Annotated in this window: 22 protein-coding genes; 8 read left to right on the plus strand and 14 right to left on the minus strand. The window is 74.9% G+C overall.

The annotated features are described in order from the left end of the window. Positions 1 to 88: 88 nt before the first annotated feature. The gene (locus tag ACYSMR_RS15415) at positions 89 to 880 is read left to right on the plus strand and encodes a ZIP family metal transporter (RefSeq protein WP_461746339.1); all 792 of its coding nucleotides are present in this window, start codon (positions 89 to 91) and stop codon (positions 878 to 880) included. 64 nt (positions 881 to 944) lie between these two features. Here ACYSMR_RS15415 and ACYSMR_RS15420 read toward each other — a convergent pair whose 3' ends face one another. Beyond that, a complete protein-coding gene (locus ACYSMR_RS15420) occupies positions 945 to 1,193 on the minus strand; it encodes a hypothetical protein (RefSeq protein ID WP_251332382.1) in 249 nt (82 codons plus the stop codon). 513 nt (positions 1,194 to 1,706) lie between these two features. Between ACYSMR_RS15420 and ACYSMR_RS15425 the strand changes: the two genes are divergently transcribed. Further along, positions 1,707 to 2,132, plus strand: coding sequence for a hypothetical protein (locus ACYSMR_RS15425; protein ID WP_461746341.1), 426 nt, complete (start codon positions 1,707 to 1,709; stop codon positions 2,130 to 2,132). Positions 2,133 to 2,303: 171 nt separating this feature from the next. On the opposite strand, the gene ypfJ is transcribed toward ACYSMR_RS15425, so the two are convergent. From ypfJ to ACYSMR_RS15470, 9 genes are all read right to left on the minus strand, one after another. Further along, on the minus strand, positions 2,304 to 3,209 hold the full coding sequence (ypfJ, locus tag ACYSMR_RS15430) for a KPN_02809 family neutral zinc metallopeptidase (RefSeq protein ID WP_251332380.1): 906 nt from the start codon (positions 3,207 to 3,209) through the stop codon (positions 2,304 to 2,306). 42 nt (positions 3,210 to 3,251) lie between these two features. Then, positions 3,252 to 3,863 (minus strand): energy-coupling factor transporter transmembrane component T family protein, encoded by a 612-nt coding sequence (locus tag ACYSMR_RS15435; RefSeq protein ID WP_309125972.1) that lies wholly within the window; start codon positions 3,861 to 3,863, stop codon positions 3,252 to 3,254. Further along, entirely contained in the window at positions 3,860 to 4,597 is a 738-nt protein-coding gene (locus ACYSMR_RS15440; RefSeq protein ID WP_309125971.1) for an energy-coupling factor ABC transporter ATP-binding protein, read from the minus strand. Before ACYSMR_RS15440 ends, ACYSMR_RS15435 begins: the two co-directional genes overlap by 4 nt. Before the next feature lie 3 nt (positions 4,598 to 4,600). After that, complete coding sequence (locus ACYSMR_RS15445) at positions 4,601 to 5,224, minus strand: biotin transporter BioY (RefSeq protein ID WP_309125970.1); 624 nt, start codon at positions 5,222 to 5,224, stop codon at positions 4,601 to 4,603. A gap of 9 nt (positions 5,225 to 5,233) precedes the next feature. Then, the gene (locus ACYSMR_RS15450; RefSeq protein WP_251332376.1) at positions 5,234 to 6,631 is read right to left on the minus strand and encodes an AI-2E family transporter; all 1,398 of its coding nucleotides are present in this window, start codon (positions 6,629 to 6,631) and stop codon (positions 5,234 to 5,236) included. A gap of 92 nt (positions 6,632 to 6,723) precedes the next feature. Next, positions 6,724 to 7,821: a zinc-dependent alcohol dehydrogenase gene (locus ACYSMR_RS15455; RefSeq protein WP_461746345.1), complete on the minus strand. Its 1,098-nt coding sequence runs from the start codon at positions 7,819 to 7,821 to the stop codon at positions 6,724 to 6,726. After that, entirely contained in the window at positions 7,818 to 8,795 is a 978-nt protein-coding gene (locus ACYSMR_RS15460; RefSeq protein ID WP_309125969.1) for a Gfo/Idh/MocA family protein, read from the minus strand. The genes ACYSMR_RS15455 and ACYSMR_RS15460 overlap by 4 nt, the downstream gene beginning before the upstream one ends. Then, entirely contained in the window at positions 8,792 to 9,931 is a 1,140-nt protein-coding gene (locus ACYSMR_RS15465; RefSeq protein WP_461746347.1) for a glycosyltransferase, read from the minus strand. The genes ACYSMR_RS15460 and ACYSMR_RS15465 overlap by 4 nt, the downstream gene beginning before the upstream one ends. Then, the gene (locus ACYSMR_RS15470; protein WP_461746349.1) at positions 9,928 to 10,899 is read right to left on the minus strand and encodes a glucosyl-3-phosphoglycerate synthase; all 972 of its coding nucleotides are present in this window, start codon (positions 10,897 to 10,899) and stop codon (positions 9,928 to 9,930) included. The genes ACYSMR_RS15465 and ACYSMR_RS15470 overlap by 4 nt, the downstream gene beginning before the upstream one ends. 157 nt (positions 10,900 to 11,056) lie before the next feature. Between ACYSMR_RS15470 and ACYSMR_RS15475 the strand changes: the two genes are divergently transcribed. Both ACYSMR_RS15475 and ACYSMR_RS15480 read left to right on the plus strand, forming a co-directional pair. Further along, positions 11,057 to 11,764 (plus strand): histidine phosphatase family protein, encoded by a 708-nt coding sequence (locus ACYSMR_RS15475; protein ID WP_461746351.1) that lies wholly within the window; start codon positions 11,057 to 11,059, stop codon positions 11,762 to 11,764. A 113-nt stretch (positions 11,765 to 11,877) separates the two neighbouring features. Beyond that, entirely contained in the window at positions 11,878 to 13,476 is a 1,599-nt protein-coding gene (locus ACYSMR_RS15480; protein ID WP_461746353.1) for an ABC-F family ATP-binding cassette domain-containing protein, read from the plus strand. Here ACYSMR_RS15480 and ACYSMR_RS15485 read toward each other — a convergent pair. The 4 genes from ACYSMR_RS15485 to ACYSMR_RS15500 all read right to left on the minus strand — a co-directional run bounded on the left by ACYSMR_RS15485 (position 13,460) and on the right by ACYSMR_RS15500 (position 16,299). Next, positions 13,460 to 14,380: an SDR family NAD(P)-dependent oxidoreductase gene (locus tag ACYSMR_RS15485; RefSeq protein ID WP_461746355.1), complete on the minus strand. Its 921-nt coding sequence runs from the start codon at positions 14,378 to 14,380 to the stop codon at positions 13,460 to 13,462. The genes ACYSMR_RS15480 and ACYSMR_RS15485 overlap by 17 nt on opposite strands. Positions 14,381 to 14,479: 99 nt before the next feature. Further along, positions 14,480 to 15,469 carry an SURF1 family cytochrome oxidase biogenesis protein gene (locus ACYSMR_RS15490; RefSeq protein WP_251332368.1) on the minus strand — a complete coding sequence of 330 codons (990 nt, stop codon included), beginning with the start codon at positions 15,467 to 15,469 and terminating at the stop codon, positions 14,480 to 14,482. Beyond that, entirely contained in the window at positions 15,466 to 15,759 is a 294-nt protein-coding gene (locus ACYSMR_RS15495) for a hypothetical protein (protein WP_309125762.1), read from the minus strand. Before ACYSMR_RS15495 ends, ACYSMR_RS15490 begins: the two co-directional genes overlap by 4 nt. 42 nt (positions 15,760 to 15,801) lie before the next feature. Beyond that, complete coding sequence (locus ACYSMR_RS15500) at positions 15,802 to 16,299, minus strand: DUF3099 domain-containing protein (RefSeq protein WP_461746358.1); 498 nt, start codon at positions 16,297 to 16,299, stop codon at positions 15,802 to 15,804. Between the two features lie 195 nt (positions 16,300 to 16,494). Here ACYSMR_RS15500 and ACYSMR_RS15505 point away from each other — a divergent pair, with 195 nt between their 5' ends. The 4 genes from ACYSMR_RS15505 (at position 16,495) to ACYSMR_RS15520 (ending at position 18,843) form a co-directional block, all read left to right on the plus strand. Then, entirely contained in the window at positions 16,495 to 17,235 is a 741-nt protein-coding gene (locus ACYSMR_RS15505) for a beta-ketoacyl-ACP reductase (RefSeq protein WP_461746360.1), read from the plus strand. 41 nt (positions 17,236 to 17,276) lie between these two features. Beyond that, positions 17,277 to 18,035, plus strand: coding sequence for an SDR family oxidoreductase (locus tag ACYSMR_RS15510; protein ID WP_251332364.1), 759 nt, complete (start codon positions 17,277 to 17,279; stop codon positions 18,033 to 18,035). 128 nt (positions 18,036 to 18,163) lie between these two features. Beyond that, positions 18,164 to 18,337 (plus strand): hypothetical protein, encoded by a 174-nt coding sequence (locus ACYSMR_RS15515; RefSeq protein ID WP_461746362.1) that lies wholly within the window; start codon positions 18,164 to 18,166, stop codon positions 18,335 to 18,337. Next, positions 18,334 to 18,843: an SRPBCC domain-containing protein gene (locus ACYSMR_RS15520; RefSeq protein WP_461746364.1), complete on the plus strand. Its 510-nt coding sequence runs from the start codon at positions 18,334 to 18,336 to the stop codon at positions 18,841 to 18,843. Before ACYSMR_RS15515 ends, ACYSMR_RS15520 begins: the two co-directional genes overlap by 4 nt. Positions 18,844 to 19,036 lie beyond the last annotated feature (193 nt).

The following is a 19,036-nucleotide window of genomic DNA, read 5'->3' on the forward strand; positions in this document are numbered from 1 at the left end:
CCGCCCACCTCGAGAGGTGGGCGGGGCGCCGCCGCTTCTTTTTCCGGCTTCTGCTCCCCGCCCGGGCTCCGGCTCCTACACTGACGCCATGGGACAGTCCTTGCTGTTCGGCGTCGTCGCCTCCAGCGCCCTCGTCATCGGGGCGCTGATCGGGGTGCGCTTCGAGCTGCCGAAGCGTGTGCTGGCGATCCTGCTGTCCTTCGCCGCCGGGGCCCTCATCACCGCGCTGGCCTTCGAGCTGTTCGAGGACGCCTACGAGCAGGGCGGGATCTGGCGCGCCGTCATCGGGCTGTTCGCCGGTGCCGTGGTCTTCACGGCCCTCAGCGCTCTGCTGGACCGGTGGGCGCAGCCCGGCCGCGGCTCCCGGGACGCCGAGAAGCAGCAGGGCAGCGCCAAGCTGGACCCGGACGCCGCCTCCACCGAGCACGCCCCGACGGCCGCGTCCGCGCGGGGTGCCGCCGGACTGGCCCTGCTGGCGGCCGTCACCCTCGACGGCGTGCCGGAGAACGTGGCGCTGGGCGTCGCCCTGGGCGAGGGGACCGGCGGGCTGGCCCTGTTGGCGGCCATCTTCGTCTCCAACTTTCCCGAGGCGCTGGTGGGGTCGGCGTCGATGCGCGAGCAGGGCATGGCCAGGGGCAAGGCCGTGGGGCTGTGGCTGGTGTGCGCCGTGCTGCTGGCCGCCGCCGTGGTGGTCGGGGCGGGTCCCCTCTCCAGCAGCGACCCCGCGACGATCTCCGTGCCGCTGGCCTTCGCCGCCGGGGCGGTGATCGCCTCGCTGGCGGACACCCTGATGCCGGAGGCCTACGAGCACGGCGGGCCGGCGGTGGCGCTGAGCACGGCCGCGGGCTTCGTGCTGTCGTTCGCGCTGTCGCTGGCCTGAACCGCCGCACCCGCCCGGCGGCCTCGCGGAGGCCGCCGGCCCGGGCGGGAAGCGGTCCGCGGGATCAGATGAACGGGCTGGCCGGATCGGGCGGCAGGGGCGGCATGTCCGAGGGCATGGCGAGGTCCCAGGTGTGGATCGAGACGGGGATCCCCCGCGAGATGAACAGGACGCTGGTGTCCCCGTCCTCGTCCACCAGCGCCAGCTCCGACGCGCGATCGTCGGCGAGCGCCTGGCGGATCTCCTCCCGGTAACGCCCGAACTCCTCGTCGGGGATGTGGTGCTGCTGGCCGGCGTAGTTGATGTGCGCCATGCGGCGGTCTCCTGTCGGATCGGCTGCGGGTCCGTCCCGCGGGCTGGTCCCAACGTACTGGAGTGTGACGAACGCACACGCTCCTCGGCGGTGCATAACGGATCATGACTGCACCGCTCCGGTGGGCCGGCCCCGCGGTCGTCGGCGGAGCGCCGGCCGCGGCCGTGCGCCCGGCGTCCCGTCGCGGCCGGTGGGCGAGCAGTCCCTGACGCATTCGGCGCGGAGCCCGGCGTGCGCGGGCACTGCCGCGGCCTTCGCGCGGGGCGCCGAGGCCGGTCCCCGGGTGTCCTCCGCCGTTCCGCCGGTCTGACGTGCGACGACGCCGCGCCCCGGGCCGGAGCCGTCCTGAGCGCCCGGGACCGTGGGACCCGGCCGGTGGGACGGGCCGCCGAAGTGATGGACAGCACACGTCCCGCGATGTTGAACTGGCAATGGTCAGCCCCGCGGCTGGCACGAGCTCGTGCGGTTTCCCGACGGGGGCGGACCGCAGGGCCGACCGAGGAGGAGAGTCCCATGGAGCCCTGGATCTGGATCGTGGTGGCCGTCGCCGTGCTGGCGGTCATCGTCGTGGCGCTGGTCGGGACCCGGAAGAAGAAGGAGCGCCACGCCGTGGCGCAGCGCGAGAACCGGCAGCGCGCCGCCGACCTCCGCGGCCGCAGCCAGGAGGAGTCCCTCGCGGCCCGCGAGCGCAAGGCGGACGCCGACGCGGCCCTGGCCGAGGCCGAGAAGGCCCGCATCGAGGCCGACCGCCTCGAGCAGGACGCCCGGCGGCGGGCCGAGGAGGCCGACCGGGTCCGCCAGGAGGCGGAGAGCCACCGGCAGGAGGCCGCGGCGCTCGACCCGGACGGGGAGGACTCCGGGTCCGACGGCGGGCCCGGGCGGGACCGTGGCGTCCGGCCCGAGCGGGACTCCGGGCCCCAGGACCGTCCCCGCGGCTGAGCCCCGGGCGCACCGCGCCCGCGGACGTGCTGCGCCGTCAGACGTGCCGCGCCGTCAGACGTGCCGCGCCGTCAGACGTGCCGAGTCCCCAGGACGGTCGCGATTCCCCGGCCACGAGCGTGGGGAGCTGCGCCGGTCCCGGGGACTCGGCGTGGAACGGGGTGGGCGGGGTCAGAACGCCGGAGGGTTGTCCAGGTCCCGCACCGAGAAGGTGTCGCACTGGTTGATGTCGCCGGTCCGGTACCCGGCGTAGAACCACAGCTGGCGCTGGCGGGACGTGCCGTGCGTGAACGCCTCGGGGTTGACCCGGCCCTGGGTGGTGGCCTGGATGCGGTCGTCGCCGATCACCTCGGCGGCGTTGAGCGCCTGCTCGAGCTGCTCGGGGGTGACCTCCTCCAGCCGGACCGCCCCGGACGTGCCGCCCGAGGCGCCGTGGGCCCACAGCCCGGCGAGGCAGTCGGCCTGCAGCTCCACGCGCACCGCCCCGGAGTCCGCTCCCTGCGGGTCCCGCTGGGCGTAGCCGAGGGTGCCGATCTGGTTCTGGATGTGGTGGCCGAACTCGTGGGCCAGCACGTACTCCTCGGCGAGCGGGCCGCCCTCGGCCCCGAACTGGGTCTGCAGCTCGTCGAAGAACCCGACGTCCAGGTACACGGTCTCGTCCGCGGGGCAGTAGAACGGGCCCACGGCCGAGGACGCCGCACCGCACCCGGTGCCCGTCCGCCCCTCGAACAGCGAGACGTCCGGCAGGACGTACCGCTCGCCCGTGGTGGCCGGCAGGTACTCCTCCCAGAACTGGTCGAGGCTCTGGGCCGTGGCGATCATCCGGCAGTCCGTGTACTGGTTGGCGTCCTCGCCCGTCCGGCAGCGCTCGGCGCGCTCCTGCTGCACGGAGCTCTGGGCGCCGGTGTCCTGCCCGCCGCCCCCGCCGCCGGTGAGGGCGTCGATGCCGTCCTGGCCGAAGAGCAGGCCCACGACGAGCAGCAGCAGGGTGCCGCCGATGCCGCCGCCCACGGCGACGCCGCGCCCGCCGCCGCCCACGCGACCGGCGTCGAGCTGGGAGTTGTTGTCGAAGCTCATGCGTGAAGTGTAAGCCGTCTGATGATCTTTCGGGCGCTCGGCTCAGTCGAACCCGCGCGCGGCGAGGGCCTGGCCCGTGCGCTGGGCGTAGGCGACGGTCGAGATCACCGCCGGGGTGACCAGCCGCACGGGATGGGGGCGCAGGCCGCGGGCGTGCACGGCGTCGCGGAGGTCGGCCACGGAGCCCACGACGAAGGGGATCGAGCGCAGCATCAGGGAGACCGCCAGCCCGATCCGCTCGGGGTCCGCCCCGACCAGCCGCACGGGCCCGCACAGCCACACCACGCCGTCGAGGAGGGCGGACAGCGGCGTGGTGTGCATCAGGACGCGGGTGAGGACGAGGAACACCACGATGGTCAGCAGGACGTCGGCGGCCGCGGCCGGCCCGGCGCCCAGCACGTGGTAGACGCCCAGCAGCACGAGCACGGGCAGGGCGGGGGCGAGCCCGTGCCACCACTGCCGGGCGCGGATCCCGGCCGCCGAGCCGGCGAGCACCAGCAGCCCGGTCAGCACGGCGGGCACCCGCCAGGACGGGGCGAGCACCACGGCGAGGGACACGGCCACGAGCCCCAGGGCCTTCGCCCACAGGGGCGCGCGGTGCAGCACGCTCGTGCCGGGGGCGTAGCTGCCGAAGAGGTCGGGGCCCCGGCTCACGGGCGGGCCTCCTGCGGGAAGCCGTGCGCGCACCACTGCTCGTAGGCGGGGACGACCTCCCCGGGCGGACCGTCGGCGACGATCCCGCCGTCGTTGAGCACCAGCACCCGCGACGCGGTGGCGGCCAGGCCGAGGTCGTGGGTGGAGATCAGCAGCTGCTGGGGGAGACCCTCGAGCAGCTCCAGCAGCCGGCCGCGGTTGCGCAGGTCCAGCAGCGTGGTGGGCTCGTCGAGCAGCAGGACGTCGGGCTCCACGGCCAGCACCGCCGCGAACGCCGCGAGCTGGCGCTCCCCGCCGGAGAGGTCGTAGATGCTGTGCTCGGCGCGGTGGGCGATCCCCATCCGCTCGAGCAGCTCCAGCGCGGCCGCCCGGCGCCGGGCCCTGGGCACGCCCGCCCCGCGCAGGGACAGCTCGACGTCCTCGACCGGGGTCGGCATGACGAGCTGCGACAGGGGGTCGGTGAAGACGAAGCCCACCCGCCGGCGCACGGCCCGCACGTCGCGCGCCACGTCCGTGCCGTGCACGGTGACCGTGCCCGCCGAGGGGCGCACGAGCCCGTTGAACAGGCGAAGGAACGTGGACTTGCCGGACCCGTTGAGCCCGACGACCGCGGTGCGGCGCTCGGCCACCGACACGGCCACGCCCCGCAGCAGGGTGACCTCACCCGAACCGGAGGGCGCCGTGACGGTCACGTCCGCGCAGACGAGGGCCGCGGCCCCGGAGGAGTGCGGCACGGCTCAGCGCGTGCCCGCGATCCGGGGGAACGCCCTGTGCACGCCCACGGCGATGACCGCGGCGAGCACGCACTTGACGAGGTCCCCGGGCCAGAACGCGAGGTCGGCGAGGAGCGCGTCCTCGAAGGGCAGCCGGGCGTTGAGCATCAGCCCCGGGACGCCGCCGAGGCGGACGACGACGAAGCCGGCGAGGGACGCGGCCAGGAGCCGCGCCGTGTAGGTGCCGGTGCGCTCGTAGCGGGCGTTGGTGGCCCCGCCGTCGTTGGCGCGCCGGGCCGGGATCAGCCACTGGGCCAGGTAGCCGGCCGCGGCGGCCGCGAACGGGAAGGCCAGGACGTACCCGGCCGAGGGCCCGGCCAGCACGCCGAGGCCGCCGCGGAAGCCGGCGAAGACCGGCACCCCGACGAGACCGACCAGCACGTAGAGCGCCACCGCCAGGAACCCCCGCGTCCCGCCGAGCACCAGGCCCGTGAGGAACACGGCCAGGGTCTGCAGCGTCAGCGGCACCGCCGCCGCGCCCAGCGGGATCCCGGGCAGTACCGACAGCGCGGCGGTCAGCGCCGCGAACACGGCGATGTTGGCGAGGTCCTCGGCGGTGACGCGACGGCGCGGCTCGGTGTTGGTCATGGGCCCAGCCTAGGGCTTGGGCCGGGCCTGCGGCTCGTCGGCGTCCTCCGACGCCGCGACCTGCTGCTCGGTGGCGCCCAGCTGCCCGCCGCGGCGCTGCTGCAGGCGCATCATCTGGTACTTCCAGCGCTGGGCCATGGTCGCCTTGGCCTCGATCCGGTCCTTGGGGTCGAGGGGGTCGGCGCCCAGCACGGGGTCGTCGCCGGCCTGGTACCCCGAGGCCCAGACCTGGGCGACGGCCCACGCGACGGCCGTGAGCGGCACGGCGAGGATGGCCCCGAAGATCCCGCCCACGATGGTGCCCACGGTCAGGGCCAGCAGGATCATCAGCGCGTGCAGGCTCAGGGTGCGGCCCATGATGATCGGCTGGAGGATGTTGCCCTCGATCTGGTTGACGATGATGATCCACACGATCACGATCAGCGCGATCGCCGGGCCGTTGGTCACCAGGGCGACGAGGGCCGCGAGGACGCCGGCGACGGTGGCGCCCACGACGGGGATGAAGGCGGTGATGAACGCGATCACCGCCAGCGGGACGGCCAGGGGCACGCCCAGCACCAGCAGGGCGGCGCCGATCAGCACGGCGTCGGCCAGGGCGATCGCGGCGGTGCCGCGCACGTACCCGCCCAGCACCTCCGCGCCCCGGTCCACGGACTCGGCCAGCTTCGCCCGGCGCTCCCCCCGGGTCCAGCGCAGGGCGAAGTTCCACATCTTCTCCCCGTCCTTCAGGAAGAAGAACAGGACCACGATCATCAGCACGGCGCCGGTCACGAAGTTGGCCGCCGCGCCCAGACCGCTCAGCGCGGTGCCGGCGATGGCCCCGCCGGACAGGGCGTCGCCGGCCTGGCGCAGCGCGTCGTCGACCGCAGCGGTGTCCACCGGCAGGGGCCCGGAGGAGATGAAGCGCTGGAGCTCCCCCCAGCCCTCCGTCGCCTGGGTGACCAGGGTGTCCCACTCGCTGCGGATGGCGAAGACGATGCCGGTGAGCACCCCGCCCACCAGGGCCAGGATGCCCAGGAACGCGGCGAGGGTGGCCAGCAGGTTGGACCAGCCCTTGCGCTCGAGCCACTTCACCAGCGGGGCCACCGCCGAGGCGAGGATCAGTGCCACGAGGATGGCGATGACGACGACCTTCACCCGGAGCAGGATCCACACGAGGCCCACGGCCACGGCGGCGATCAGCAGGGTCTGGGCGGCCCGGGAGCCGGCGCGGCCGAGGGTGTCCGACCACGGGCCGATGGCCGGGGCGAGGGACTGGGCGGCGTCGCCGATGTCGGCCACGCTGTCGCCGGGGGTCGGCGAGGGCTCGTCCTGCCCGGCCTCCAGCCGGGCCGCGAGCGCGGCGTCGGCGCGGCGGGAGCCGCGGGAGGGCCCGTGCGGGGGAGGGGTGCGGGGCGGGGTGGCCATGCGGGTGCTCCTGGAGAGGACGACGGCGGTCCCCCCAACCCTAAGGCTGCTGTCGGTGCACTGTCCACCGGCCGCGGGGGCGGACCCGCCGGTCAGCCCCCGGTTGCCCCGACCACGAAGACGGCCGTCAGCACGTGCCGGCGCCGCCCTGCGACGTCGCGCATGAGCGCCGGCGCGCGCTCGTAGTCCTCGACGTCGGTGATCAGGTGCTCGCGGACCTCGTCCCCGTGGGCCGTGAGCAGCCGGACGGTCTCGGCCGAGAGCCGGTGCCGGTCCCAGACGTGGGCCAGCCCACGGGGCACGCGCCCGATCTGCGCGCAGCGCAGGCTCAGGCCGTTGTGGTGGAACTCCTCGCCCAGGCGCACCGCGTCCGCGCCCTCGGTGTAGAACGCGAGGTCGATCACCGACCCCTGCGGGCGCGCCGCCCGCAGGGCGGCGTGCAGGGCCCCGGCCTTGCCCCGGCACTGGAAGACGACGTCCGCGCCGTGGTCGCCGGGCCCGTGCCGCCAGCGGGTCTTCAGCGTCCGGCCGGGGTCGTCGTCCAGGTCCAGCGGGAAGAACCCGAGCCGCTCGGCGAGCGCCCGGCGGCGGGGGTCGGCGTCGGCCACGGCGACCTCGCGGGCCCCCAGGAAGCGGGCGAACAGGGCTGTGAGCAGCCCGACCGGACCGGCCCCGGTGACGAGGACGAGACGCCCCGCCACCCCGTCCCCGAGCGCGCGCACCGGCCCGGCGTCGGCGGCGGCGTGCAGCAGGCCGTTGGCGCAGATGGGGCCGAAGTGCGCCACGAAGACCCCGAGCAGCGGGTCGAGGTCCTCCGGCAGCGGCACGAGGTGCTCGGTCACCGGGTCGGCCACGTGGGCGGTGGCGTGCCCGTAGGCGCCGGCCAGGACGTCGCCGGGGCGGTACGCGGGCGTGCGGGACTCCGCGACCCGGGCGACCTCCATGTAGCCCAGCCGGTGCACCGGGTAGCCCTGGTCGGGGACGCCGCGGTGGAAGAGCGCGAGCTCGGTGTCGTGGCGCGAGTGCAGCCCCGGGTGGTCCCCCTTGACGAACGCCAGCTCCGTGCCCGCGGAGAGCCCGGTCGCCAGGGTCTGCAGGAGCAGGCCCCCCTCGGGGACCTCCGGGAGCACCTCGTCGACGATCTCGATCCGCCCCCGGGCGGGCACGACGAGGTTGCGGCGCGCGCTCACGGGGAGGGCTCCAGCCGCACGGGCGCGCCCGTGCGGGCCGACTCCGCGATCGCGCAGGCCAGCCGGTGGGTGCGCAGGGCCTCGCCGTAGGGGGCCCGGGTGCTCTCGCGCTCGCCGCGCACCGCCTCCAGGAACTCCCGGTCCACGGCCACCTTCGGGTCCTCCTCCGGGGCGTGGTCGGTGCGCTGCCCGGCGTCGAACTGCGCCAGCCCGTCCTCGGACAGCTCCAGGTACAGCCCGCGGCTGACCGTGTGCAGGGCCGAGCGGTGCTTGGCCGCGAGCACCGAGGTCGCCGCGAGCGTGGCGATCGCCCCCGACGCGAAGCGCACGGTGGCGGCGGTGGCGTCGTCGACGTCCCCGTGGTCCTCCGCGGCCGCGTCGGGCGCCTGGCGGACCCCGGCGGCGTAGACCTCCACGGCCTCGCCCAGCAGGAAGCGGGCCATGTCCACCACGTGGGTCAGCTGCTCGACCACCTGCCCCCCGGAGCGGTCCGCCCACCCCCACCACGGCGTGGGCGGGCGCTTGTCGAGCCAGTAGCCGTTGGCCAGCAGCGGGGGCGCCTGCGCGAGCAGCTCCTTGGCGCGCACGGCCGTGTCCAGGCAGCGCCAGTGGTAGCCCGTGCCCGTCACGACGCCGGTGGACTCCACCATGGCCCCGATCTGCTCGGCGACGTCCAGGCCCAGGCCCACGGGCTTCTCCACGAACAGGGGTTTGCCCCGGCTCAGCGCGGCGCGCTCCCCGGGGCCGTGGGCGAAGGGCGGGACGCAGACGTAGACGGCGTCCACGTCCACGGCGTCGAGCGCCTCGTAGGGGTCCGTGAAGGCGGCCGCGTCGAGCGCGGTGGCCAGCGCGGTCGCCGCGGGCTCGTGCGCGTCGGTGACGCTGACGACGCGGGCCCCGCCGAGGCGGTGCAGGACGTCGACGTGGCGCCGGGCGACGGAGCCGGCGCCCACGAGGGCGATGCGGAGCGTCATGAGGAGTTCGCCTCCAGGAGTTGTGCGTACAGGTCCAGGTACTGCCGGGCCATGGCGGCCGGGGACCACTGCTGCGCGGCCTCCCGGCAGGCACCCGGGTCCAGCTCGCCGATCCGGCGCAGGCCGCGGACGAGCTCGTCCTCGCCGGCGGCGAGGAAGCCGGTCCGGCCGTGCGCCACGAGGGAGGGGAGCACCCCCAGCGGGGTGCCCACGACGGGCACGCCCCGGGCGAGGGCCTCGACGACGCCGGTGGCCCCGGGCTCGGCCCACCGGTTGGGGGCGAGCAGCGCGCGGGCCGAGCGCAGCAGCCGCTCCTTGCGCTCGCCGGCGACGCCGCCGACCCAGGTCACCGAGGTCCCGTCCACGAGCGGGCGCACCCGCTCGAGCCAGTACCGCACGTCGGGGTGCCCGTGCAGGGCCTCGTCGCCGTCCGCGAGCCGGCGCTCCAGCTCCTCGGGGTCGCCGATCCCGGCGACCGGCCCGGCGAGCACGAGCGGGATCCCGGCCCGGCGGCAGACGCGGGCGGCGAGGTCCTGGCCCTTGTCGGCGGTGATCCGGGCCAGCACCAGGGCGTGCCCGCCCGGCTCGACCGCCACGTCGAGGGCCGGTGGGGCCGCCAGGGGCACCACACCGATCGTCTGGGCCCGCAGGTTCTCCGGCGCGCGCTCCAGCTGGGAGGCCGAGACCGCGGCGAAGCGGACCCGCCCGCGCCCGTCGAAGCGGGAGTAGAAGTCGGGGTGCTTGCGCAGGTCCCAGTGCAGGGTCTGCAGCGTCGGGGGAGCGGCGTCCCCCATGGCGCCCAGCACGGCCGGGCCCACCACCTCGAGGTGGTCGTGCACGACGTCCCACCGGTCCTCCGCGCGCAGCGCGGCCACGACGCCCTGCATGTGGGCGTGGGCGATGCCCGAGACCCGGTTGTAGGGCATGGCGATGGAGGGGAACGCCGGCTCGTCGAGGACCCGCAGGTGGTCGTCGGCCTCCAGCGTCGACGGGCCCACCGTGGCGAGGGTGACGTGCGCGCCCGCCCGGCGCAGCTCCGGCACGAGGGTGGCCACGACCGTCTCGATGCCCCCGTAGCCGTCGGGGGGCACGGGCAGCCACGGCCCGGCGTTGACGAGGACCCGCAGGCCCGTCATGCCACGCGACCGGTCGCCAGCCGCCCGGCGTACTCGGGGACCTGGGCCATGGGCGGGCGCTCGCGCACGCTGATCTCGTGGGTCTCGGCGAGGAAGCGGTCCCCCTCGCGCAGGAACTGCGTCAGGACCCCGCCGTGCTCGCCCAGCGGCCCCTCGCAGCGCAGTCGGGCTTGGACGGTGAGCTGGATCTGGGCGGCCATCCGGGCCAGGGCGGCGTCGGAGGAGTTGCGGTGGGCGCGCACCCCGAGGTCCACCTGGGCCATCGCGTCCAGGCCCACCGCCTCCAGCACGTCGATGAGCATCGCGATCTCCACCCCGTAGCCGGAGACGAACGGGATCCGCTCCAGCAGCCACCGCCGCCCGGCGTACTCCCCGGCCAGCGGCTGCACCAGCCCGGCGAGCTGGGGCCAGAACAGGTTCAGCAGCGGACGGGCCACCAGTTCGGTCACCCGGCCCCCGCCCGCGGGCAGGATGGTGGTCCCGTCGTTGAGCGGGCGGTCGTAGCAGCTCTTGACGAACGCCACGCCCGGCTCGCTCAGCAGCGGGCCCAGCAGGCCCACGGCGAAGCGCGAGTCGAACTGGCGCAGGTCCGAGTCGATGAACGCCAGGACGTCCCCGCTCGTGACGGCCAGGGACTTCCACAGGGCCTCCCCCTTGCCCGCGACGTTGCCGTGGGCGGGGAGGATCTCGTCCTGGCGGAACACCCGCGCCCCGGCCGCGGCGGCGACCGCGGCGGTGCCGTCGGTGGAGTCCGAGTCGATCACGACGAGCTCGTCGATCAGGGGCACGGCCTCCACCAGGTCCGCCCGCAGCGCGGCCACGATGCCCCCCACGGTGTCCGCCTCGTTGCGCGCCGGCAGGACCACGCTGACCGTGGCCGTCCCCTTGCGCTGCACCAGCTGCTCGGGTGACCACTGGCCCCCGCGGTAGCTGCGGGCCGTGAACCACTCCTGGACGTCTTCGCGCATCGTGCTCACTTCCGCCGGTGGTGGCTGCCCGGGGGCGCGCCGTGGTGGACTGGGTCGGACACTACCGACGGGTCGGGAGCCCTGGGAAGACCCGCGCGAATGTGTCGAAACGTGCCGTCCGGTGCCGGACGGCGGACCCCCGCGACGAGAGGCGACGATGAGCAGGACGACGACGGCGGGCCCGCAGCGCCGCAGGCTGGTGCTGTGGCGCCACGGGCGGACGGCGTGGAACGTCCAGGACCGGGCCCAGGGGCAGGCCGACGTGCCGCTGGACCCCGTCGGGCGCCACCAGGCGCGGCAGGCCGCTGCGGCGCTCGCCGCGTTCGCCCCCGCGTTCATCTGGTCCAGCGACCTGGAGCGGGCCCGGCACACCGCGCGGGAGCTGGCGGTACTCACGGGCCTCGAGGTGCGCCTCGACCGGCGCCTGCGCGAGTACGACGTCGGCATCCGCCAGGGCACCACCTTCGCGGAGTTCCGCGAGAGCCACCCCGAGGTCTACGAGAAGTTCTTCACCGAGGACAACTACCGCGTCCCCGGCGCCGAGCTGCCCTCGGAGGTCGACGAGCGGATGACGGCCGTGCTGCGGGACGCGGCGGCAGCACTCGGGCCGGGGAGCACCGGCGTGCTCGTCGGCCACGGGGCGGCCCTGCGCAGCGGCGTGCTCGCGTTCTTCGACGCCCCGCCCCGGCTGCGGAACATGCTCGCCGGGATGGCCAACTGCGCGTGGACGGTGCTGGAGGAGCACCCCGAGCGCGGCTGGCAGATCGTCGACTACAACGCGCAGACCCTGCCGGGGGCCTCCTCGGCGCTCGCCGACGAGATGCCCCCGCACCACGGGAGCCCCGCCGGGGCGCGGACGCGGTGATCCCCCGGATGTGATCCCGGTCCTGGGCCGCGGCGGGCCCGCCCGGGTAGGATGGGCGGGTTGCCCGTTCGGGCGCCCACCTCCTCCGCGTTCCCGTCCGAAAGGTCCCCTCCGTGATCACTGTCCAGAACCTCGAACTGCGTGCCGGCGCCCGGCTGCTGATGGACGAGGTCAACTTCCGGGTGGACAAGGGGGACAAGATCGGCCTCGTCGGCCGCAACGGCGCGGGCAAGACCACCATGACCAAGGTGCTCGCGGGCGAGACCCTGCCCGCGGACGGCACGGTCGCCCGCACGGGCACCATCGGCTACCTCCCGCAGGACCCGAAGGTCGAGGACATGGAGCAGCTCGCCCGGGACCGCATCCTCTCCGCCCGGAACCTCGCCGGGGTGATCGCCCGCCTGCGCCAGGCGGAGCAGGACATGGCCTCCGACGACGACGCGGTGCGCACCAAGGCGATGCGCCGCTACGACCGGCTCGAGGCGGAGTTCCTCGCCGGCGGCGGCTACGCCGCGGAGTCCGAGGCCGCCACCATCACGGCGAACCTGGACCTGCCCGAACGGATCCTCAACCAGCCGCTGCGCACGCTCTCCGGCGGTCAGCGCCGGCGCGTGGAGCTGGCCCGGATCCTGTTCTCGGACGCGGACATCATGCTCCTCGACGAGCCGACCAACCACCTCGACGTGGACTCCGTGTCCTGGCTGCGGGAGTTCCTCAAGAACTTCCAGGGCGGGCTGCTCGTGATCTCCCACGACGTCGAGCTCATGGAGATGGTCGTCAACAAGGTCCTGTACCTGGACGCCAACCGCTGCGTGATCGACGTCTACAACATGGGCTGGAAGAACTACCTCAAGCAGCGCGAGCAGGACGCCCACCGGCGCAAGCGCGAGTTCGCCAACGCCGAGAAGAAGGCCACGGCGCTGATGGACCAGGCCAACAAGATGCGGGCCAAGGCGACGAAGGCGGTGGCCGCCCAGCAGATGATCAAGCGCGCCGAGCGGCTCATGCAGGGCCTCGAGGGCGAGCGCCAGCAGGACAAGGTCGCGGCCATCCGCTTCCCGAAGCCCGCCGACTGCGGCAAGACCCCGCTCACGGCCCGCGGGCTGTCCAAGTCCTACGGCTCCCTCGAGATCTTCAACGACGTGGACCTGGCCATCGACAAGGGCTCCCGCGTCGTGATCCTCGGCTTCAACGGCGCCGGCAAGACCACGCTGCTGCGCATGCTCGCCGGGGTGGCCCAGCCGGACAGCGGGGAGATCAGGCCCGGGCACGGGCTCAAGGTGGGCTACTTCGCCCAGGAGCACGACACCCTCGACCACGACCGCACGGTGCTCGAGAACATGCGCACCGCCGCCCCGGACCTCGCGGACACCGAGGTGCGCAACATCCTGGGCTCGTTCCTGTTCCAGGGCGACGACGTGTCGAAGCCCGCCGGCGTCCTCTCCGGCGGGGAGAAGACCCGCCTGGCGCTGGCGACGCTCGTGGCGTCCTCGGCCAACGTGCTGCTGCTGGACGAGCCCACCAACAACCTGGACCCGGCCTCGCGCCACGAGATCCTCAACGCCCTGCGCACCTACGAGGGCGCGGTCGTGCTGGTCTCCCACGACGAGGGGGCCGTCGAGGCCCTGGACCCGGAGCGCGTCGTGATCCTGCCCGACGGCACCGAGGACCTGTGGAACCAGGAGTACCAGGACCTCATCTCCCTGGCCTGAGCCGCCCGGGCGCGTCCGGCGCCGGGCCCCGGCGGGTCCGACGCCGGCCCAGCACCACGAACAGCGCGAAGCCCGGTTCCAGCAGGCGGGCGTGCCCGACCGGGAGCAGGCGGACCAGCGCGTCCGGGACGGTGGCGGTCGCCCCGACGAGCACCCGGGCCCGCCGCCGCTCCACGGCGCGCAGGATCCGCTCCGCCACCACGGCCGGGTCCGTGCTCAGCAGCACCTCCCAGCGCCGCAGGGTCTCCAGGGCCTCGGGCACCACGTGGCTGCCGATCCGCGCCGCGTGCGTGATGCCCGTGCGCACCCCTCCCGGGAACACCGTGGTCACCCCCACCCCGAGCGGGGCCAGCTCCTGGCGCAGGCTCTCCGTGAAGCCGCGCACGGCGAACTTGGCCGCCGCGTACGCCGTCTGTCCGGCCGGGGCGATGATCCCGAAGACCGACGACACGTTGACCAGGTGCGCTCCCGGGTGGGCGGCGAGCACGGGCAGCAGCGTGTGGGTCAGGCGCACGACCGCGCGGAAGTTCACGTCGATCAGCCACTCGTACTCCTCGAGCGTGACCTCGTCGAAGCGTCCCAGGAGGGCCACTCCCGCGTTGTTGATCAGGGCCGTCGTGTCCGGGTGCTCCGCGGCGATGCGCCGGCCCACGGCCACGGTGGCGTCCGGGTCGGCGAGGTCGACGACGTGCACGGCCACGGACAGCGTCGGGTGGGCGGCGCGCAGCCGGTCGGCCAGCGCCTGCAGCCCGGGTCCGTCCCGGTCCAGGAGCACGAGGTGGCTGCCCCGGTCGGCGAGGGCGCCGGCCAGCGCGGACCCGATGCCGCCGGCGGCGCCGGTCAGCACGACCGTGGCGCCGACGAAGGCGAAGGGGCGGGTGCGGGGACGTCCGATCGATCTCACGAGAGGCCTCCAGGGCGGGCGGGACGGCGGGCGCCGGGAAGGCGAAGCCTACCCCGGGGCCACCGCCGCCGGCGCGCGGGCACGGTCCCGGGACCGTGCTCAGTCCCGGGCGGTGAGGGAGCCGTCCCGCTCCTCGAGGGCGTCGAGCAGCGCGTCCTCCTCGTCCTCCCAGGTGGCCCGCGCGCGCCGGCGCTGCGGCCGGGGGCGCATCAGGGACTTCAGGTGCGCGGGCATGTCGTCGGCCATCTCCATCTGGCGCAGGACGAGCTCCTCGTCGCCCTCCCCGACGTAGTGGCCGTCCGCGTCGTAGAACTGGGACAGGTGCCGCTCCATCTCCTCGGCGTACTGCCGGTCCCACTCGTCGTTGCGGGCCTGCTGACGGGCCGCGTAGCCGTAGGCCACGAAGAACAGGGCCGCGAACGCGTACCACTGCAGGGAGTAGGACAGGTGGGGACCGGAGCCGGTCTCGGGCTCCGGGGCCGGGGCGGGGGAGACCGCGGGGGCCGGGTCCTCGGCGAAGACCTCGCCGAAGGCCGCGGTGCCGACGGGGTAGCCCCAGCGCTCCTGCAGCTCCTCGAGGTGGATGGTGGCGATCTGGCCCTCGGGCGCCCCGCGGTCCACCGCGGGCTCCCCGGGCTGCAGCCGCGCCGTGACGGTCACCTGGCCGGCGGGCGGGGCCGGGACCTCGTCGGGCATGCCGTTGGCCGCCGCGCCGGTGGGGATCCAGCCGCGGTCCAGGACGACCACGTCCCCGTCCTGCGTGCGGAAGGGCACGAGGACCTCGTAGCCCACGCGCCCGTCCTGGGGGCGGTTGCGCACGAGCACCTGGTCCTCGGGCAGGTACTGTCCCGTGAGCCGGACGGGGTGCCACGTGAGCGCGGGGTCGTGGTCGGCGAACTGGGCGGCGGCGGGGGGCCCGCTCAGCGGCTCGGCCCGGTAGTTCCGCGTGATCTTGCCGTTCTCGCCGACCAGGTGGTCGTTGCGGTCCATCTGCCACCCGCCCAGGTAGACCGCCACCGCCGCGGCGGCGCAGGCCAGGAGGAACCAGCCGATCCACCGTCCGCTGAGCAGGAAACGGTACGCGCTCACGCCGCGCCGTCCCGACCCGCCCCGTCACCGTCCGGGGCGGTCCCGGTCAGGGGCACGGTGTCCTTCCAGAAGCCGCGGGCGCCGAGGAACTGCTCGAGCTGCTCCCGGTGCCCGGGGCACGCCAGCCAGACCTTGCGCCGCTCGGGCGCGTGGATCCGCGGGTTGTTCCACCGGATCTGCCAGGCGGCGTCCGCCCGGCAGCCCTTGCTGGAGCACTGCGGGGTCTCCGGCCCCGCCGGCGTGGTGCCGGCTCCTCGCGGTGCCAGCGATCCGAGCAGGTCGAACTCCACGGCGGTCGTGCTCCTCAGGGTGTGCGGTCGGGGTCCCGGGGCTCAGGCGGCTCCTCGGGACCGGTAGGGGTCGTCCTCGACAGTAGCGGAGGAAGCCGGGCCTCCGCTGGGAGACGGGGCGGGACCGGGGGCCGGGCGCGCGGGGTCGTCGTCCCCGTGGCCGGCCACGAACTCGCCCTCCAGGACGAAGTCGATGGCCAGGGGCTCGGCCGGACGGGCGGGCTCGGGGACCGCCGCCAGGGCCGGGGCGGCCGGTGGCTCGTAGTAGTGGCTGGTGCGCGCGGAGCGGTCGGCGCCGCTGTTGGCGAGCATCACGGCCATCCACGGCAGGATCGCGACGCCCGCGATGGCGACCCCGCGGACCCAGATGTTGTCGACCACCACGAAGACGATCAGGCACACCACGCGCAGGGCCATCTGGATGCTGTAGACCTTCATCCGGTGGCCCATGTCCTGGGTGTGCGGCGCGGCCGTGGCCGTGATGGAGTGGATCTCGTCCTGACCGGCGGCCTCGCCGGTCGTCAGATAACGGTTGCTCATGTCCCTCCCAACAGACGATCCATTCTCTCACCCGGCACCGACATCGAGTAGGGACCGCCGGCTACCGGCCGGTTCGGCGCGCGTGCCGATACGATGGGGTGGATCTGCGCCCGGCAGGCCCTCGCGGCCGGTGCCGGCGCGCCCTCGACCGCGCACCTCCGACCGCGCACTCCCGACCGAAAGGCCCCGAACCCCATGGCAGACGTGATGGCAGACCAGCAGCACCGCCCGGCCCCCCGCACCGTCCTCGTGACCGGCGGCAACCGCGGCATCGGGCGGGCCATCGCGCAGGCGTTCAAGGACGGCGGGGACAACGTGGCGGTCACCTACCGCTCCGGCGAGGCCCCCGAGGAGTTCTTCGCGGTGCGGGCCGACGTCACCGACGCCGCGTCGATCGACGCCGCGTACAAGGCCGTCGAGGCCGAGTTCGGGCCGGTCGAGGTCGTCGTCGCGAACGCCGGCATCACCCGTGACACGCTGCTGCTGCGGATGAAGGAGCAGGACTTCCAGGACGTGATCGACACCAACCTCACCGGCGCGTTCCGCGTGGTGCAGCGGGCCGCCAAGGGCTTCATGCGGCTCAAGCGCGGGCGCGTGGTGCTCATCTCCTCCGTGGTCGGTCTCTACGGCTCGCCCGGCCAGGTCAACTACGCCGCGTCCAAGGCCGGGCTGGTCGGCATCGCCCGCTCCATCACCCGCGAGCTGGGCGGGCGCAACGTGACCGCCAACGTCGTGGCCCCCGGCTTCATCAACACCGAGATGACCGCCGCGCTGCCCGAGGCCACCCAGCAGGACTACCTCGCCTCCATCCCGGCCGGCCGCTTCGCCGAGCCCGAGGAGGTCGCCTCCGTCGTGCGCTGGATCGCGTCCGACGAGGCCAAGTACATCTCCGGCGCCGTCATCCCCGTGGACGGCGGCCTGGGCATGGGCCACTGACCGGTCCGCACCTCCCCGAACCGTCCCACCGAAGGAGCACCATGAGTTCACTCGCAGGCAAGACCGCGGTCGTCACCGGGTCCTCGCGCGGCGTCGGCGCCGACACCGCGAAGCTGCTGGCCGCCGAGGGCGCCAACGTCGTCGTCAACTACCGGCAGAAGGCGCCGCGCGCCAACAAGGTCGTCAAGGAGATCGAGGCCGCCGGCGGGCGCGCGATCGCCGTGCAGGCCGACATGACGAGCCCCGAGGACGTGCGCAACCTCTTCGCGCAGGCCGTGGAGGCCTTCGGCGGGGTGGACGTGCTCGTGCTCAACGCCTCCGGCGGCATGGAGACGGACCTCGGCGAGGACTACGCGCTCAAGCTCAACCGCGACGCCCAGGACGACACGCTCACGGCGGCGCTGGAGCACCTGCCCGAGGGCGGGCGCGTGGTGTTCGTGACCAGCCACCAGGCGCACTTCATCAACGACGTCGAGACCATGCCCGAGTACGAGCAGGTCGCACGGTCCAAGCGCGCCGGCGAGGACACCCTCACCGCCCGCATCCCCGAGCTGGCCGAGCGGGGCGTGAGCCTCGTCGTCGTCTCCGCCGACATGATCGAGGGCACCGTGACCGCGACCCTGCTCAACCGGGCCCGCCCCGGCGCGCTCGAGCAGCGCCGCGAGGCCGCCGGCAAGCTCTACACCGTCCAGGAGTTCGCCCAGGAGGTGGCCCGGATGGTCACCGCCGACGTCCCCTCGGGCCACGTCGAGCTCGTGGGCGGCGCCGACGACTTCCTCGCGCAGGCCGGCCGGAAGTAGCCCCGCAGCTCCGCCCACGACGGCGGGGTGCCCCCTGCAGGGTGGGCGCCCCGCCGTCGTGCTCCCTCCGGCCGCCGGGACCGTCCGGCTCCCCTGCGGTGTCGGTGGGCAGTGGGACCATCAGGGGCATGGGCACCCTCACCGTCCCCGCCCGCGCCGGGTGGGCCGTCGAACAGCCCGACCTCGCCCCGGACGCCGTGCGCACGGCCGTGGCCGCCCACGGCTGCGCCGACGCCGCCGTGCTCACCGGGGAGGCCGGCACCGGCGTCCCCGCCCGCCGATCCCACCGGGAGACCCCATGAACGTCCCGCCCACCGGGAGGATCGAGTCCGGCGACCGGCTCGTTCTGACCCGCCCGCTCCACGCCCCGCTCTCCGGCGCCTGGGCGGCCGTGACCGACCCCGGCCGGCTCGCCCGCTGGTACGGCCCCTGGACCGGGGACCCCTCCTCGGGACGCGTCGAGGTCCAGCTCACCGCCGAGGACGGGGCGCCGCGCGAGGTGCTCCTGATCCGGCGCTGCGACCCGCCCCGCCACCTCGCCGTGACGCTCGGGCCGGGCCCCGGCGCCTGGCGCGTGGACCTCGACCTGCACGACGAGGACGGGGCGGTCACGCTGCGGCTGTCCCACCGGGACCCCGACCCCGCCGACCTCGAGGCGGTCGGCCCGGGCTGGGAGTACTACCTGGACCGGCTGGTCGCCGCCGAGACCGGCGGCGACCCGGACGCGGTCGACTTCGCCCGCGACTACCACCCCGCCCTGGCCGGGCACTACCGCGGCCTGTCCCAGCAGATCCGCCGGCCGGGCTGAGGTCCCGGGCCGCAGAACAGGAGCCGGAACAGGAGCCGGCATGACCTGCACCGGAGCGGCGGGATGACCCGCCCCCTCGTCGAGGTCGAGAGCCTCGCCAAGGCGTACCGGTCCCGCACGGGCGCCGTCCACGTCCTGGCCGGGCTGGACCTGTCCGTGCCCGAGGGGACCGTCAAGGGCCTGCTCGGACCGA

This window comes from Kocuria sp. U4B (assembly GCF_054875615.1).

Bases quoted from the DNA above. Each gene is read 5' to 3' on its own strand.
- ACYSMR_RS15415 (WP_461746339.1), top strand. From the start codon at position 89: ATGGGACAGTCCTTGCTGTTCGGCGTCGTCGCCTCCAGCGCCCTCGTC.
- ACYSMR_RS15420 (WP_251332382.1), bottom strand. From the start codon at position 1,193: ATGGCGCACATCAACTACGCCGGCCAGCAGCACCACATCCCCGACGAG.
- ACYSMR_RS15425 (WP_461746341.1), top strand. From the start codon at position 1,707: ATGGAGCCCTGGATCTGGATCGTGGTGGCCGTCGCCGTGCTGGCGGTC.
- ypfJ (WP_251332380.1), bottom strand. From the start codon at position 3,209: ATGAGCTTCGACAACAACTCCCAGCTCGACGCCGGTCGCGTGGGCGGC.
- ACYSMR_RS15445 (WP_309125970.1), bottom strand. From the start codon at position 5,224: ATGACCAACACCGAGCCGCGCCGTCGCGTCACCGCCGAGGACCTCGCC.
- ACYSMR_RS15450 (WP_251332376.1), bottom strand. From the start codon at position 6,631: ATGGCCACCCCGCCCCGCACCCCTCCCCCGCACGGGCCCTCCCGCGGC.
- ACYSMR_RS15460 (WP_309125969.1), bottom strand. From the start codon at position 8,795: ATGACGCTCCGCATCGCCCTCGTGGGCGCCGGCTCCGTCGCCCGGCGC.
- ACYSMR_RS15465 (WP_461746347.1), bottom strand. From the start codon at position 9,931: ATGACGGGCCTGCGGGTCCTCGTCAACGCCGGGCCGTGGCTGCCCGTG.
- ACYSMR_RS15470 (WP_461746349.1), bottom strand. From the start codon at position 10,899: ATGCGCGAAGACGTCCAGGAGTGGTTCACGGCCCGCAGCTACCGCGGG.
- ACYSMR_RS15475 (WP_461746351.1), top strand. From the start codon at position 11,057: ATGAGCAGGACGACGACGGCGGGCCCGCAGCGCCGCAGGCTGGTGCTG.
- ACYSMR_RS15500 (WP_461746358.1), bottom strand. From the start codon at position 16,299: ATGAGCAACCGTTATCTGACGACCGGCGAGGCCGCCGGTCAGGACGAG.
- ACYSMR_RS15505 (WP_461746360.1), top strand. From the start codon at position 16,495: ATGGCAGACGTGATGGCAGACCAGCAGCACCGCCCGGCCCCCCGCACC.
- ACYSMR_RS15510 (WP_251332364.1), top strand. From the start codon at position 17,277: ATGAGTTCACTCGCAGGCAAGACCGCGGTCGTCACCGGGTCCTCGCGC.
- ACYSMR_RS15515 (WP_461746362.1), top strand. From the start codon at position 18,164: ATGGGCACCCTCACCGTCCCCGCCCGCGCCGGGTGGGCCGTCGAACAG.
- ACYSMR_RS15520 (WP_461746364.1), top strand. From the start codon at position 18,334: ATGAACGTCCCGCCCACCGGGAGGATCGAGTCCGGCGACCGGCTCGTT.